General features: G+C 73.2%; 15 protein-coding genes. 10 read left to right on the forward strand and 5 right to left on the reverse strand.

Annotated elements, in window-relative coordinates; genetic code table 11:
- The first annotated feature begins 9 nt into the window (after positions 1 to 9).
- Together IFT73_RS13450 and IFT73_RS13455 are read left to right on the forward strand one after the other, a co-directional pair.
- Complete coding sequence (locus IFT73_RS13450; RefSeq protein ID WP_192168062.1) at positions 10 to 1,260, forward strand: YibE/F family protein; 1,251 nt, start codon at positions 10 to 12, stop codon at positions 1,258 to 1,260.
- Positions 1,261 to 1,571: 311 nt separating this feature from the next.
- Positions 1,572 to 3,698 carry a DEAD/DEAH box helicase gene (locus IFT73_RS13455; protein ID WP_192168063.1) on the forward strand — a complete coding sequence of 709 codons (2,127 nt, stop codon included), beginning with the start codon at positions 1,572 to 1,574 and terminating at the stop codon, positions 3,696 to 3,698.
- Between the two features lie 65 nt (positions 3,699 to 3,763).
- Here the strand turns inward: IFT73_RS13455 and IFT73_RS13460 are convergent, their stop codons facing one another.
- From IFT73_RS13460 to IFT73_RS13470, 3 genes are all read right to left on the reverse strand, one after another.
- Complete coding sequence (locus tag IFT73_RS13460; RefSeq protein WP_192168064.1) at positions 3,764 to 3,949, reverse strand: hypothetical protein; 186 nt, start codon at positions 3,947 to 3,949, stop codon at positions 3,764 to 3,766.
- 239 nt (positions 3,950 to 4,188) lie between these two features.
- Entirely contained in the window at positions 4,189 to 4,644 is a 456-nt protein-coding gene (rnhA, locus tag IFT73_RS13465) for a ribonuclease HI (protein WP_192168065.1), read from the reverse strand.
- Between the two features lie 20 nt (positions 4,645 to 4,664).
- On the reverse strand, positions 4,665 to 5,078 hold the full coding sequence (locus IFT73_RS13470) for a DUF1801 domain-containing protein (protein ID WP_192168066.1): 414 nt from the start codon (positions 5,076 to 5,078) through the stop codon (positions 4,665 to 4,667).
- Positions 5,079 to 5,175: 97 nt separating this feature from the next.
- On the opposite strand from IFT73_RS13470, the gene IFT73_RS13475 reads away from it, so the two are divergent.
- From IFT73_RS13475 to IFT73_RS13495, 5 genes are read left to right on the forward strand one after another with little or no spacing between them, the layout of a single operon-like run.
- On the forward strand, positions 5,176 to 5,403 hold the full coding sequence (locus tag IFT73_RS13475; RefSeq protein ID WP_192168067.1) for a hypothetical protein: 228 nt from the start codon (positions 5,176 to 5,178) through the stop codon (positions 5,401 to 5,403).
- Positions 5,404 to 5,451: 48 nt separating this feature from the next.
- Positions 5,452 to 5,787: an HNH endonuclease gene (locus tag IFT73_RS13480; RefSeq protein ID WP_371811274.1), complete on the forward strand. Its 336-nt coding sequence runs from the start codon at positions 5,452 to 5,454 to the stop codon at positions 5,785 to 5,787.
- On the forward strand, positions 5,784 to 6,200 hold the full coding sequence (locus IFT73_RS13485; RefSeq protein ID WP_197984168.1) for a hypothetical protein: 417 nt from the start codon (positions 5,784 to 5,786) through the stop codon (positions 6,198 to 6,200). The genes IFT73_RS13480 and IFT73_RS13485 overlap by 4 nt, the downstream gene beginning before the upstream one ends.
- 38 nt (positions 6,201 to 6,238) lie before the next feature.
- Entirely contained in the window at positions 6,239 to 7,582 is a 1,344-nt protein-coding gene (locus IFT73_RS13490) for an MFS transporter (RefSeq protein ID WP_371811275.1), read from the forward strand.
- Entirely contained in the window at positions 7,579 to 8,187 is a 609-nt protein-coding gene (locus IFT73_RS13495) for a hypothetical protein (protein ID WP_192168068.1), read from the forward strand. Before IFT73_RS13490 ends, IFT73_RS13495 begins: the two co-directional genes overlap by 4 nt.
- 68 nt (positions 8,188 to 8,255) lie before the next feature.
- On the opposite strand, the gene IFT73_RS13500 is transcribed toward IFT73_RS13495, so the two are convergent.
- Positions 8,256 to 8,756 carry a hypothetical protein gene (locus IFT73_RS13500; protein ID WP_192168069.1) on the reverse strand — a complete coding sequence of 167 codons (501 nt, stop codon included), beginning with the start codon at positions 8,754 to 8,756 and terminating at the stop codon, positions 8,256 to 8,258.
- Positions 8,757 to 8,887: 131 nt separating this feature from the next.
- On the opposite strand from IFT73_RS13500, the gene IFT73_RS13505 reads away from it, so the two are divergent.
- Genes IFT73_RS13505 through IFT73_RS13515 form a run of 3 tightly spaced genes read left to right on the forward strand, consistent with a single transcriptional unit; the run spans position 8,888 to position 12,712 of the window.
- Positions 8,888 to 10,543 (forward strand): bifunctional 3'-5' exonuclease/DNA polymerase, encoded by a 1,656-nt coding sequence (locus IFT73_RS13505; RefSeq protein WP_192168070.1) that lies wholly within the window; start codon positions 8,888 to 8,890, stop codon positions 10,541 to 10,543.
- Between the two features lie 58 nt (positions 10,544 to 10,601).
- Positions 10,602 to 11,246, forward strand: a complete 645-nt coding sequence (locus tag IFT73_RS13510; RefSeq protein ID WP_192168071.1) for a TetR/AcrR family transcriptional regulator — start codon at positions 10,602 to 10,604, stop codon at positions 11,244 to 11,246.
- Complete coding sequence (locus tag IFT73_RS13515; protein ID WP_192168072.1) at positions 11,243 to 12,712, forward strand: MFS transporter; 1,470 nt, start codon at positions 11,243 to 11,245, stop codon at positions 12,710 to 12,712. Before IFT73_RS13510 ends, IFT73_RS13515 begins: the two co-directional genes overlap by 4 nt.
- A gap of 19 nt (positions 12,713 to 12,731) precedes the next feature.
- On the opposite strand, the gene IFT73_RS13520 is transcribed toward IFT73_RS13515, so the two are convergent.
- On the reverse strand, positions 12,732 to 13,853 hold the full coding sequence (locus IFT73_RS13520) for a hypothetical protein (protein ID WP_192168073.1): 1,122 nt from the start codon (positions 13,851 to 13,853) through the stop codon (positions 12,732 to 12,734).
- Between the last annotated feature and the right edge of the window lie 93 nt (positions 13,854 to 13,946).

The raw sequence follows: 13,946 nt of genomic DNA on the forward strand, positions 1-13,946 counted from the left end.
GCTGTCATCGTGGCACATTCGCACTCGCACTCCCACGCTCCCGTCGACGCCGGACCGCCCCGTCGCGGCCTCGCGGTCGGTCTGTCGATGGTCGTCATGACGATCTCGGCGATCGCGGTCGTCGCGATGATCCTGCTGTGGCCCGATGCCGACCAGGTGCCGAAGGACCAGAACCCGTACAGCGGCGAGGGCGTCAGCACGGTCGACGCCACCGTCACCAAGGTCGAGCCGTTCGGGTGCAACAGCGGCGGCGAGGGTCCCGACGGCTCGGTCGAGGTCGCCGGCGACTGCGCCCGCGTCACGGCCACGGTGCCCGGCGGCACCGGCACGTTCGAGCTCGACGCGTCCCGCTACAAGGCCGGCATCGAGCCCGGCGACGACATCTCGCTGATCCGCATCGAGCCGGCCGGCCAGGAGGCGTCGTACGAGTTCCTCGACTTCAAGCGCGGCGTGCCGCTCGTCGCACTGGCCGCGATCTTCGCGGTGCTGGTGGTGGCGATCGCCCGGTGGCGCGGGCTGTTCGCGCTGGTCGGGATCGGCGTGACGCTGCTGGCCGTCACCAAGTTCATGCTGCCGGCGTTCCTGGCCGGCGAGTCGACGCTGGCCGTGGCGGTGGTCGGCTCGACCGTCATCATGATCGTCGTGCTGTACCTCGCGCACGGCATCTCGATCCGCACGACGTCGGCGCTGTTCGGCACGCTCGTCGGCATCGCGCTGACGGCTGCGATCGGCGTCGCCGCGACGGGGTGGTCGCAGCTCAGCGGCGTGGGGTCCGAGGACGACCAGCGGCTGATCGCGACGGTCCCCGACATCTCGCTGTCGGCGATCGTGGCCGGCACGATGGTGATCGCCGGGCTCGGCGTGCTCAACGACGTCACGGTGACGCAGGCCAGCGCGGTGTGGGAGATGCGGGCGCTCAAGCCCGCCGCCCGCGGTGCCGAGCTGTTCACGTCGGCGATGCGGATCGGGCGCGACCACATCGCGTCGAGCGTCTACACCCTCGTGTTCGCCTACGCGGGCTCGGCCATGACGATCCTGCTGCTCGCGACGGCGTACCAGCGCGGGCTGGCCGACCTCGCCACGACCGAGGAGATCGGCCAGGAGATCGTCCGCACGCTCGTGGGGGCGATCGGGCTCGTGCTCGCGGTGCCGATCACGACGCTGTTCGCGGTCTGGCTGGCCCCGCCGCGCACCGACGAGCCCGTCGGGGCGCCGGCGCGGCGCTCGGGCGGCAGCCACGCGGGCCCCGTCGGCGGCTGACGACCGCGCTGCGCTCGTCAGCCCGGGCGGCGTTCCGTCGAGGTTCGCGGACGCGGCGACGACTGCGGGGGTAGCATGGGGGCACACCGACCCGCAGCGTGTCCCCGAGGGACGATGACTGCTCACGGGCCGTCGTGCGTGGCCCGTCCCGGGCCCACCGCACGACCGACGCCGCCGGACGCAGGTTTCCCGGCGGTCGACGACGGGTGACGCACCGGCCACGACGTCCGGACGTCGTGCGTCACGGCCCACGGGCAGGACGGTGCCGCCGTACCGCCGGACCGACGTCCGGCACTCCACAGGAGGAACTCTTGGCTCGACGAGGCCAGCGCCAGTCCGGCACGACCCGCACCGCCCCCCGGCAGGCGCGGGGCGCAGGCCAGCGACCGCTCGAGAAGGGCGACATCATCCGCGTGCTCGCCCGCGCCGTCCGCGAGGTCGAGGCCAAGGCCCAGCGTGGCCCCCTGTCCCCCGCCGGACGCACGAAGTTCCAGGTCGTGGCCGTGCTGGTCCGTGAGGAGCGCACACGCGTCAAGGCCGACAAGGACGCCAGCGAGGCGCACCGCGCCGAGCAGCTCAAGCGCCTCGACGGCGTCGCGACGATCCTCGCCCAGACCGTCGCGCTCGACCCCACGGTCTACCCCCTGCTCGACGAGAACGCGGTCTTCACCGATGCCGCCGACACGCTGCGCAGCGAGATGCTGCAGGCCGCCGGTGTCGAGACACCCGTCGCCGACTCGTCCGACGCTGCCCCGGCCGTCGTGACCGAGCGGCGTGTCGTCCCGCAGTCGGTCGTCGCACGCCAGCTCGCCAACCCGTTCCTCGCGCCCGACTTCTCCGCCGTCGGCCAGCGCACCGCGAGCCCCAAGCGCCTGTCGACGTGGGAGCTGCTCGGCCCCCTGTTCCGCGCGTTCGAGTACGGCGGCGCGTCGTCGTGCATGCCGCTGCCCGAGCCCGGGTTCCTCATGACGCCCGGCGGCCTCGAGCTCATGCCCCACCAGGCCCAGGTCGTCGCCGCGGCCGCCGAGGGGCACCGCACGTTCCTGCTCGCCGACGAGCCGGGCCTCGGCAAGACCGCACAGGCCCTGCTGGCCGCGCACGCCGCCGACGCGTACCCGCTGCTGGTCGTCGTGCCGAACGTCGTCAAGACCAACTGGGCCCGCGAGGCCGACATCTGGACGCCGAGCCGCAAGGCGACCGTGATCCACGGCGACGGCGACTCGATCGACGGCTTCGCCGACATCGTCGTCGTCAACTACGAGGTGCTCGACCGGCACGTCGGCTGGCTCGGCGAGTTCGGCTTCCGCGGCATGGTCGTCGACGAGGCGCACTTCATCAAGAACCGCACCTCGCAGCGCTCGAAGCACGCCCTCGAGCTGTCCGAGCGCATCCGCCACCGCACGGTGCGCCCGCTGCTGATGGCGCTGACCGGCACCCCGCTGATCAACGACATCGAGGACTTCCGGGCGATCTGGCAGTTCCTCGGCTGGATCGACGACAAGAAGCCCCTGGCCGAGCTCATGGAGCGGCTCGAGGACACCGGCCTCACGCCGGCCGACTCGGGGTTCTACTCGTCGGCGCGCACCAACGTCATCAGCATGGGCATCGTCCGCCGTCGCAAGGTCGACGTCGCGGCCGACATCCCCGCGCGCCGCATCGCCGACCTGCCCGTCGAGCTCGACGACGCCGTCGGCCGGTCGATCCGCGAGGCCGAGCAGGAGCTCGCGCGCCGCCTGGTCGCCCGCTACGACTCGGCGCTCGAGAACCGCACGTCGGGCGTCACGGTCGACGGCATCGACCACGACCTCGTCCGCAGCGTCGCGCGCTGGGAGCGCGAGGACGCCGACGACGAGAAGACCGGCCAGAACGTCTTCGGCATGATGCGTCGCATCGGCCAGGCCAAGGCCGGCCTCGCCGCCGATTACGCGGCCCAGCTGTCGCGCAACGTCGGCAAGGTCGTCTTCTTCGCCAAGCACATCGACGTCATGGACGTCGCCGAGGAGACGTTCACGCGTCGCGGCATCCGCTTCGCCTCGATCCGCGGCGACCAGACCGCGAAGACGCGCCAGGCGAACATCGACGCGTTCGTCCAGGACGAGGACGTCGAGATCGTGGTCTGCTCGCTGACCGCCGCCGGCGTCGGCCTCAACCTGCAGGTCGCGTCCAACGTCGTGCTCGCCGAGCTGTCGTGGACCGACGCCGAGCAGACGCAGGCGATCGACCGCGTCCACCGCATCGGTCAGGAGGAGCCCGTCACGGCGTGGCGCATCATCGCGGCGCAGACGATCGACGGCAAGATCGCCGAGCTGATCGACAGCAAGGCGAGCCTGGCGGCCCGGGCGCTCGACGGCTCGGACGAGGAGATCTCGTCGTCCGCCGACGTCCAGCTCGAGGCGCTCGTCGCGATGCTCACCGAGGCGCTCCAGGCCCGCTCCTGACGCACCGCTGGGCCCGTCCAACGCTCGCGTTGGACGGGCCCAGCGTGGTGCGCGAGCCGCTCGGGTCAGCGGTCGGGGTGGGCGTCCTGGTCGGGCCCGGCCTCGGCCGTCAGGTCGCCGGGACGACCCTCGCCGGTGTCGGACGCGTCCTCGGCCTCGACCGGGACGGGGCCGGGGTTCGCCAGCTGTCCGTCCTCCTCGGTCGTCTCGTCGGTGTTGTCGTTGCGGGCCTGGGTGGGATCTGTGCTCATGGACGATCAGGTACCCCGTGGGCGACCGGCCAGACGCCCGGGGTTTGACGAGGGCGGTGAGGGGCATTGACCCTCTCACCACGGCGAGACCCCGCCGTCACACCCAGGAGGTCCCATGTCCAACCCGTCCGGCGCCCCGGCGTCGAGCACCGCTCGCGTCCTCGTCATCGTCGCGTTCGTCCTCGACGCCAACAGCTGAGCGACCCGGTCGGGCAGTCTCGGATGCCCGGCCGGGGACGTCAGACCGTCTGGGCCATCGCCTCGGCCATGCCCTTGGTCGCGAGGACGTCCGCCAACTCGTTGTCGGGCACGCCCGAGTGGCCCTTGACCCAGAACCACTCGACCTGGTGCCGGTCGCAGGCCGCCTTGAGCCGCTGCCACAGGTCGACGTTCTTGACCGGCTGCTTGGACGACGTGCGCCAGCCGTTGCGCTCCCAGCCGGCGACCCACTGCGTGATGCCGCTGCGGACGTAGGTGCTGTCGGTGTGCAGGTGCACGGTCAGGGGACGTCGCAGGGCCTCGAGCGCCATGATGGGCGCGGTCAGCTCCATGCGGTTGTTGGTCGTCGCCGTGGGCTCGCCGCCGAACATCTCGCGCACGTGCTCGCCCTGGCGGAGCACCGCTCCCCAGCCGCCCGGGCCGGGATTGGGCGTGCAGCCGCCGTCGGTGTGGATGATCACGGGTGCTTCGGTCACCGGACCATCCTCGCAGGGGCCTACTTCTTCGGGCCGGCGCGCTGCCCGGGTGTCGACCACGCCGTGTGGCCGGCCTCGTAGTCGTCGACGCGCTCGGCGAGGAGCCGGCGCACGATCGCCTCGGGGACCTCCTGGTCCCACCGGATCGTGAGCGCGCCCTCGATCGCGTCGTAGCCGGCCGCGATCGCCTCGTCGCGACGGTCGGCGAAGAACGCCACAGGGAACCGCACCGAGCAGTGGTTCTTGAACACCTGCAGCGTCCACACCATGGTCTGCGCGGCATAGGCCGGGAAGTTGAACTTCAGCGCCTCGACGATCTCGGTGCCCTCCGCCGCCTCGAGGCTCAGCGCGCGCAGCGCCTCGACGTGCGGGCGCTGGACGTCGTCGAGGCGGGCGAGGAACTCCTCGACGCTGGCGACCTTGCGGGCGGGCATGCGCCGAGCATAGTGAGCCGACCGACGCAGGACCCGGGTCTTGCGTCCCTTCTCCGCGATCGGCGCCGCGCGCCCCGCGCATGGGACGATCACGGCCATGCCCGACCCCCGACGGTTCACCTCCGCCGCCCTCCTCGCGTCGGTCCTCGTCGTGGACGGCTGCGGCTCGGACGTCCCCGAGGGCGGGGTCGTCGACACTCTCGACCTGCCGACCGTCACGACCGGCGACGACGGCGACTACCTGAATGTCGACCTCGGCCGCAGGACCATCACGACCGAGGACTCGCTGGGCGAGAAGGGGAGGTCCGACCTGCCGGTCCACTGACCGCCGCGGTGTCGTCTCCGGCCGCGGCGGGCCCGTACGATCGACCCCGTGCCGACGAGCAGGAAGGCCGCGACCCACGCGCGACGCCGCAAGCGCCGCATGGCCGCGGTCGAGCACGACCTCAGCGCCGACCAGTGGTACGCGCTGATGGAGGCCTGGGGAGGCTGCGCCTACTGCGGCGGCGACGGCGCCGCGCTGCAGAAGGACTGCATGCTGCCGATCTCCCGAGGCGGTCGGTACACCCTGACGAACGTCGTGCCGGCCTGCGCCTCGTGCAACGCGAGCAAGTGCAATCTCGAGGTCACGACGTGGATGCGTCGCAAGAAGCTCGACGAGCGGACGTTCCTGCTGCGGCAGGTCGAGGTCGTCGGGCTGCTGCGATGACCGGGCTGACCTCCACCGAGGCCCTGCTCGCCGCGAGCGGTCTCCACCTCGGCTTCCAGGCCGTCGTGACGATCGTCGTGTACCCCGCGCTCGCGTCGACGCCCGGCGATCGGTGGCACGAGGTGCACGCCGCGCACTCGCGGCGCATCTCGTACGTCGTCGCACCCCTCTACTTCGTCGTGGCCGCCGCCTGCGTCTGGGTGCTGGTCGCCGGCCCGCACACGGTGTGGGCCCTCACTGCCCTGGCCAGCCACGCCGTCGCGGCGGCGACCACGGCGGCCGTGGCGGCACCGGCGCACGGCCGGCTCGGCCGCACCGGACCGTCCGGCCGCGAGATCGGACGTCTGCTCGCCGCCGACCGCGTCCGGCTCGCGGCAACAGCGGCGGCGTTCGTCGCCGCGCTGCTCGCCTGAGGGTCGCGCGACGTCGGCCCCGCTGCGAGGATGGTCGGGTGCGTCGTGCCGTGACTCCCCTGCTGGCCGTGACCGTGGCCATGGTGCTGGCCGACTCCGCGGTCGTGACCCTCGCGCTGCCCGACATCCTGGTCAACCTCGACGCCTCGGTCGGCCAGGTCGCGTGGGTGCTGATCGCGTACAACCTCGTGCTCGGACTCGCCGCGGTGCCGGCTGCCCTCGTGCTCGAGCGGACGCAGCCGCGCCTGCTCGCCGCCGCGGGCATCGCGGCGTTCGCGGGCGCCTCGGCGTGGTGCGCCGTCGCCGGGTCGATCGAGGTGCTCGTGATCGCCCGGTGCGTGCAGGCGCTCGGCGGCGCCCTGGCGCTGGTCGGGTGCCTGGAGCAGCTCGTCACCGAGCGGGGCGAGCGCCGCGGCGTGGCGACGTGGGTGACGGCGGGGGTCGTCGGGACGGCCGCGGGTCCCGTCGCGGGCGGACTCCTGACGCAGGCGATCTCGTGGCAGGCGATCTTCGTCGTGCAGGTCCCCTTCGCGCTGCTGGCGGTGCCGGCGGCGCTCGCGTCGTCCGACCGACCCGACCGCCCGACCGACCGGCACCGTCCCGCCGTCCGCGCGAACGTGACCCTCGCGCTGATGTCGGCGGCGCTGACGGCGGCGCTGTTCCTGCTGGTGCTGCTGCTCGTGGAGGGGTGGGGACGTTCGCCCGCGACCGCGGCCGTCACGGTGTCCGTCGTGGCGGTCGCCGCGGTCGCGGCACCCGTGCTGGTGCGCCCGTTCCGTCCTCCCGCCACGGTCGAGGTGGGTGTCGGCTGCTTCCTGGTCGCCGGCGGTCTCGCGGGCCTCGCGCTGCTGCCGTCGTCGCACCTCGCCTGGACCGTCGCCCCGCAGGTGCTGGTAGGGCTCGGCCTGGGACTGACGGTCGACCGGCTCACGTCACAGGCGATGGACCTGCGCCTGCCGCGAGCCCGTCACGCCGGCTGGACGATCGGCGCCCGGCACCTCGGCGTCGTCGTCGGGCTCGCGGTGCTGACGCCCGTGTTCACCGCCGACCTGCAGGACGCGCAGGCGCCCGCCGAGCAGGCCGTCACCGCGCTCGTGATCGACGCGCCGCTACCGGCCGACGACCGGATCGCGGTCGCGAAGGCCCTCGGCGACGCCCTCGTCGACCAGCGGGGACAGGTGCCCGACCTGGCTCCGGCCTTCGCCCGGCTCGACGTCGACGCGGCTGACCGCCCGGCGCTCGCCCGCCTCGAGCGCGATCTCGACGACCAGCTCGAGCGGGCCGCCAATCGGGCGTTCCGCGACTCGTTCCTGATCGGGGCCGCGATCGCGCTCGCGGCCCTGCTGACCGTCGTGCTGCCACGACGCCGGAGGACGTCGTGACGGCGCCGCGCTGGATCGGGCTGCCGCTCGTGGCCGTGCTGCTGGTCGTCGCGACGATCAGCGTCCAGCTCGCGCACGGCGGCGGGACGTACGAGCCCCTGAAGCCCGCCGACGCCTGCGTCGAGCGTCCCGTCACGACGCAGGCCGACGGCATCGACGGCCTGACCGAGCGACTCGTGCTGATCGGGCTCGACGGCGCCGCGTGCACCCTCGGCACGAGCCGCGAGGAGCTGACCCTCGAGCTCGCCCGCTCCGACGAGCCGACCCCCGCCCAGGTCGACGCGCTCCGCGAGGGCCTGAGGTCGGCCGTGGCCCACATGAAGGCCGACGGCACGCTGCCCAAGGCGTCGACCCTGGTCGACGAGGTGCTCGACTCCGCCGACCTGAACGGGCTGCTCGAGCGGGTCATCCGCGCACTGCCCGCCTCCGTGGTCGACGGGGCACTCAAGACCGACGACGTCCTCGATCGCACGATCGACGAGCTCGACGTCCGCGCCCTGCTCGACGACGTCGACGACCCGTCGGCGTTGAACGACCGCATCGAGACCGCCGTGACGCAGGCCGTGAAGGACTCGCTGAGGGCCCGGCTGCGCGACCTCGTCTGACGGCGACCGCGCGGGACGACGCTCGGCCCCCGGCGGCACGTGTCGATCTGCGAGAGGCGCGGGGCGGGCTAGAGGGCGTCGATGACGGCGCGTCGACGCTCGTCGTGCTCGGCCCGGGTGATGAGCCCGTCGTCGAGCAGGCCCTTCAGCTCGGCGAGCCGCTCGCGGGCCGATGCCGGGACGGCGGGCGGCGTGGGCCCGGGGGTGGGCGCTGCCCCGCGCAGGCTCGAGGCGAGGTACGTCGACTCCAGCCCGTCGTCGGTGAGCAAGGCCATCTGGCCCGCGATCTTCGGGTCCATGCCGGACGCCGTCGCCAGTCGGCGCGCCGTCGAGACCTTCCAGACCGTGCCGACCACCCCGATCAGCACGACGAGGACGAAGAAGACCGCGAAGAGCGCACCGAAGCCGTCACCGCCCGTCCCGAAGCCGTCGTTCGGCCAGCTCGCGACGTAGCCGCCACCGTCGTACTGGGTGCACGTGGGGGGCTCGCCGAAGTGGTCCTCGGCCTGGTCGATGCACTCCTGCAGCGTCTGGGACGTCAGGACCGGGGCCAGCTGCAGGAGGAGCATGCCCGGATCCTAGCGACGCACCGGCTCCACGGGGACGAATCGCGCGTTCCGCACGGATCCGGTCTCTCGGTCGGGTGTCCGAGGCGCGGGGTAGATTCCCGACCGTCCGTGCCCCGACCAGAAGGACGCCCATGAGCCGGCCGTCGCTGTCCCGCCTGCCCGGCGACCGCGTGCTGGTCGTCGACGGCGAGGCGCGGCACGAGATCGCCGCGGACGACCTGCCGGCCCTCGTCGCCGGGCGCGAGGCCGATCCTGCGGAGGCACCGCGCTGGGTGTGGGACGACACGGCCCGCTGGTACCCCGCCCTGCTCGCCGCGGGCGTGAGGGTCGGACGCTGCCACGACCTGCGCCTGGCCCACCGCGTGCTGCGGCGCGCCCCCGCCGTCGACCAGCGCCTGCTCGACGGCGAGCAGTCCGAGCTGTGGGACCGGCTCGGCCCGTCGACCGAGGCGGCCCCGGCCCTGTTCGCCGTCGACGACCCGTCCGAGCACCTGCGCGCCGACCTGGAGGACGCACGCCAGCTCGCGGTCGTCCGGGCCAGCGACGAGTCGACCCGCCTCGGCCTGCTGCTGGCGGCCGAGTCGTCCGGCGCACTGGCCGCGGCCGAGATGACGTTCGCGGGGGTTCCCTGGCGCACCGACGTCCACGACCGCCTGCTGACCGAGCTGCTGGGCCCGCGGCCCCTGCGCGGCATGCGTCCCCGGCTCCTCGAGGCCGTCGCCGACGAGGTGCGCCATGCGCTCGCGTCGCCCGACCTCAACCCCGACTCCCGGGCCGAGCTGCTGGCGGCCCTGCGCCGCGCCGGCGTCGACGTGCCCGACGTGCGCGCGTCGACCCTGCGCGCCGTCGACCACCCCTCCGTCGACGTCCTGCTGCGCTACAAGAACCTGGCGCAGCTGGCCAAGACCAACGGGTGGGCGTGGAGCGACCAGTGGGTCTCCGGCGGTCGCTTCAGGCCGTCGTACCAGCCGGCGGGCTCCTCGACGGGTCGCTGGTCGTCCAACGGCGGCGGAGCTCTGTCGCTGCCCGCGCAGGTGCGCGCCGCGGCCGTGGCCGACGAGGGGTGGCGGCTCGTGGTCGCCGACGTCGCCCAGCTCGAGCCCCGCGCCCTCGCGGGCATGAGCGGCGACCACGCGCTCGCGGCCTCGGCCCGCGGGGCCGACCTCTACCAGTCGATGGCCGACGACGGTGCGGTCGCGAGCCGGCTCGAGGCCAAGATGGGCCTGCTGGGCGCGATGTACGGCGCCACCAGCGGGGGCAGCGGCCGGCTCGTCGCCTCGCTGACGAAGCGTTACCCGGCCGCTTTCGGGCTGGTCGAGGAGGCGGCCCGCGCCGGCGAGCGGGGCGAGGTCGTGCGGACGCTGCTAGGCCGTGGGGCTCCGCGCCTCGGTGAGACGGACGACGTCGACCCCGACGACCCGGCCGTCGACCCGGCCGGTCGCGCCCGCGACCGGCGCGCCTACGGGCGGTTCACGCGCAACTTCGTCGTGCAGGGCACCGGCGCCGAGTGGGCCCTGTGCTGGATCGCCGACCTGCGCCACCGGCTGTGGAACCTGGGCGGAGCAGGAGGTCTCGCGGACCGTCCGCACCTCGTGTTCTTCCTGCACGACGAGGTCGTCGTGCACGCGCCGGCCGAGCTCGCCGAGCTGGTCGTGCAGCACCTGGAGCAGTCGGCGGCCGCGGCCTCGGCCCTGCTGTTCCGCGACCTCGCGATCGACTTTCCGCTGACGACGTCGATCGTCAGGTCATACGCCGAGGCGGGCAAGGCCGGCGCCTCACCGGAGTGACGCGGCGCACGCCACTTTTACGAAACGGACCCGTTCCGTTTCGTGTTACGGTCGATGGGTGACAGACGCAACCATCTCGACCGACGAGTCGCCCCGCGGACGTCCGCGCGACCCGTCCCGCGACGCGGCGATCATCGAGGCCGCGCTCGACCTCCTGGTGCGTGACGGGTACGACCGGCTGTCGATGGAGGGTGTCGCCGCCCTCGCCGGTGTCGGCAAGGCGACGGTCTACCGGCGTTGGGGCAGCAAGGCCGAGCTCGTCATCGACGCCATGGCCACGGTCAAGCCCTCCGTCGACTCGATCGACTCCGGAACCCTCGACGGCGACGTCGACCTCCTGGTCGCCGCGTCGTGCAGCCCGCCGAGCGAGCGACTCCTGCAGGTCATGGCGAGCATCTGCTCGGCCCTCCCCCGCGAGCCCGACCTGCTGGCGGCGTTCCGCTCGCGCTTCACCGAGCCGCGCATCGCCGTGATCACCGCCGTCCTGCAGCGCGCGCGCGACCGTGGCGAGCTCGCGGCGGGCGTCGACGTCGACATGGCGGCGAGCCTCGTCCCGTCCCTCATGCTCCAGCGGGTGCTGATGACCGGACAGCCCGCCGGACGCGCCTACGCCGAGAAGGTCGTCGGCGGCGTCCTGCTGCCCGTGCTCGGCCTCCCCCCACGCCCCCCTTCCTCCCCCACCCCCCACGGAGACACCCCATGACCGACGCACCCCCCTCCCACGCGACCCGCAACGGCGGGCTCGCCCTGGCCGTGATCTGCGTCGCGCAGCTCATGGTCGTGCTCGACGCGACCGTCGTGAACGTCGCGCTGCCCAGCATCCGCGCCGACCTCGACTTCTCGGCCAACAACCTCACCTGGGTCGTCACGGCCTACTCGCTGGCCTTCGGCGGGCTGCTGCTGTTCGGCGGGCGCACCGGAGACCTGTTCGGACGCCGGCGGATGTTCATGATCGGCATCGCGATCTTCGCGGTCGCCTCGCTCGTGGGCGGGTTCGCGACCAGCGAGGCGATGCTGATCATCGCCCGCGCCGCCCAGGGCGCCGGTGGCGCCATCGCGGCGCCCACCGCGCTGGCCCTGCTCGCGACGACGTTCACCGAGCCCGCCGCCCGGGCCAAGGCGTTCGGCCTGTTCGCGGCGATGGCCGCGTCGGGCGGCGCCCTCGGCCTGCTCCTCGGCGGCGTGCTGACCGACTACGCGAGCTGGCGCTGGGCCCTGTTCATCAACGCCCCCATCGGCGCGGTCGTGCTGTTCCTCGCCCCGCGCGTCCTCGACGAGTCGCAGGGCTCCGACAGCCGGCTCGACCTGCCCGGCGCCATCTCCGTCACGGCCGGCATGTCGACGCTCGTCTACGGGCTCACCAAGGCCGCCGACGACGGCTGGGGCTCGACCACCACGATCGTCACGCTCGCCGTCGCCGTGGCGCTGCTGGTGGCGTTCGTGCTGATCGAGCACCGCAGCAAGCACCCGCTCATGCCGTTCCGCATCTTCGCCGACCGCAACCGCACCGGCGCCTACCTGATCATGCTGTTCCTCGCCGCGGCCCTGTTCACGACGTTCTACTTCCTCGCGCAGTACCTGCAGAACGTCCACGGCTGGAGCCCCCTGCACACGGGCGTCGGCTTCCTGCCGATGCCGGCCACGATCATGTTCATGTCGATCGTCGTCGTGCGCCGCCTGATCCCCCGCCTCGGCATCCGTCCGTTCCTGACGGTCGGCCCGATCCTGGCGATCGCCGCGATGCTGTCGTTCTCGCAGCTCGACGCGAGCAGCAGCTACTGGCCGTTCCTCGGCTCGATCCTGCTGCTCGGGGTCGGCATGGGCTGCAGCTTCGTCCCGCTGACCATGACGGCCGTCAACGGCGTCGCACCGCACGAGACGGGACTCGCCTCAGCACTGCTCAACACCGGTCAGCAGGTCGGCGGTGCGATCGGCCTGGCCGTCTTCGGCACCGTGTTCGCGCACGCGACGAGCGACCGCGCCGCCGAGCTGGGAGGCCGCGCCAGCACCGCGGCGGGTCAGGCGGACGTCTTCGTGGCCGGCCAGCAGCACGCGTTCCAGGCCGCGATCGTCGTGACGGCGCTGGCCCTGGTCGCATCGCTGGCGCTGATCCGCGTCAACAAGGTCGCGCCGCCCACCGGGGCGACCGCCCCGGCGATGGCCGACTGACGCTCGCCCGGGCGGACCGTCACGAGGTGCAGCGGACGAAGGCGTCGAACCAGACGTCCGAACCCGTCGAGCCCGTCGTGCGGTCCGCCAGGGTCAGCGAGCCGGCCCCGCTGATGTCGCGCTCGGCGGCCGGACCGCCGTAGGGGCCGGACGGCGTGGGCCCGACCGACTCGGAGACGACCGTCGCACCGTCCACGGCGATCTCCGCCTGCATCTGGTCGGTCTGCGCCCCCTCGGGTGCCAGGCCGACCCGGTAGAACAGCCGGATGCACGAGCCGCCGAGGGTGAACGACGCCGACGAGTCGCCCACGGGCGACGTCGTGGACGAGGTCTTGACCAGCACGCCGTCGAGCGTGGTGAAGGTGCGGTAGGCGAGCGCTCCGCTGGTCAGCGCGAGGTCCTGGACCCGGATGTCCTCGTACGACGTCGTCGTGAACTGGCGGACCACCGTGCTGCGCAGGATCGACCCCGTGGTGCCCGGGCCGGTGACCACGCGCAGCGGGGCCTGACGCTGCCCGACGGCCTGCATCGAGCCGGTGAACGTCCAGGCGCCGGACGCATCGACGGCCACCGCGCCGTACAGCCGCGACCACGCGCCGTCCTTGAGCTGCTCGACGCCGAGGCCGTCGTTCATCAGGGCCGAGCGCCACCGCCGGTCCGAGGTGCCCGTCACCGTGAGGGGTGCCTCGTCGACGCCGAACCGCGCCGTCACCGGGCTCGCGGCGGGGGCCGTCACGCCCGACCACGACGCGACCCTGACGTCGCCGTCGGGCTTGATCACCGTGTGCCGCACCGAGGGGCTGCAGCGCTTGGCCCTGCCCGTGCCGATGCACGCGCGGTACGTCAGCTTGCCCGGCGAGCGCGTCGTCAGCCGGGCCGTGAACCGGCCGCTGCTGCGCACGGACGCCGTACGGGCCTTGACCCAGTTGTACTTGGCCGACCTGCGGACCTGCAGCGTGACCTTGGTGCCCTTGCGGGCGCGGACGACCTTGCCCGTCAGCACGGCCTTCTTGCCCTGCTCGACGGTCGACGCCTTCACCCAGGTGAAGCCGGCCGGGCGGGACGCAGCGGACGCGGGCGCGGACAGCCCCGCTCCGACGAGGAACAGGGTGAGGCAGGCGATGACGACGGACTTGACCATGCGGACACGATAGTCGCAGGCGAGACCGGTTGTCTGCGAGACCGCGAAGGCCCCCACCGTCGTCGACGGTGGGGGCCTTCGCCTGACCTGCGG

Source organism: Aeromicrobium sp. CFBP 8757 (assembly GCF_014841755.1).
In the GTDB taxonomy this organism is placed as follows: Bacteria; Actinomycetota; Actinomycetes; order Propionibacteriales; family Nocardioidaceae; genus Aeromicrobium.

Coding starts and splice junctions, on each gene's coding strand:
- IFT73_RS13515 (WP_192168072.1), top strand. CDS start 11,243: ATGACCGACGCACCCCCCTCCCACGCGACCCGCAACGGCGGGCTCGCC.
- IFT73_RS13520 (WP_192168073.1), bottom strand. CDS start 13,853: ATGGTCAAGTCCGTCGTCATCGCCTGCCTCACCCTGTTCCTCGTCGGA.
- IFT73_RS13470 (WP_192168066.1), bottom strand. CDS start 5,078: ATGCCCGCCCGCAAGGTCGCCAGCGTCGAGGAGTTCCTCGCCCGCCTC.
- IFT73_RS13485 (WP_197984168.1), top strand. CDS start 5,784: ATGACCGGGCTGACCTCCACCGAGGCCCTGCTCGCCGCGAGCGGTCTC.
- IFT73_RS13475 (WP_192168067.1), top strand. CDS start 5,176: ATGCCCGACCCCCGACGGTTCACCTCCGCCGCCCTCCTCGCGTCGGTC.
- IFT73_RS13505 (WP_192168070.1), top strand. CDS start 8,888: ATGAGCCGGCCGTCGCTGTCCCGCCTGCCCGGCGACCGCGTGCTGGTC.
- IFT73_RS13500 (WP_192168069.1), bottom strand. CDS start 8,756: ATGCTCCTCCTGCAGCTGGCCCCGGTCCTGACGTCCCAGACGCTGCAG.
- IFT73_RS13460 (WP_192168064.1), bottom strand. CDS start 3,949: ATGAGCACAGATCCCACCCAGGCCCGCAACGACAACACCGACGAGACG.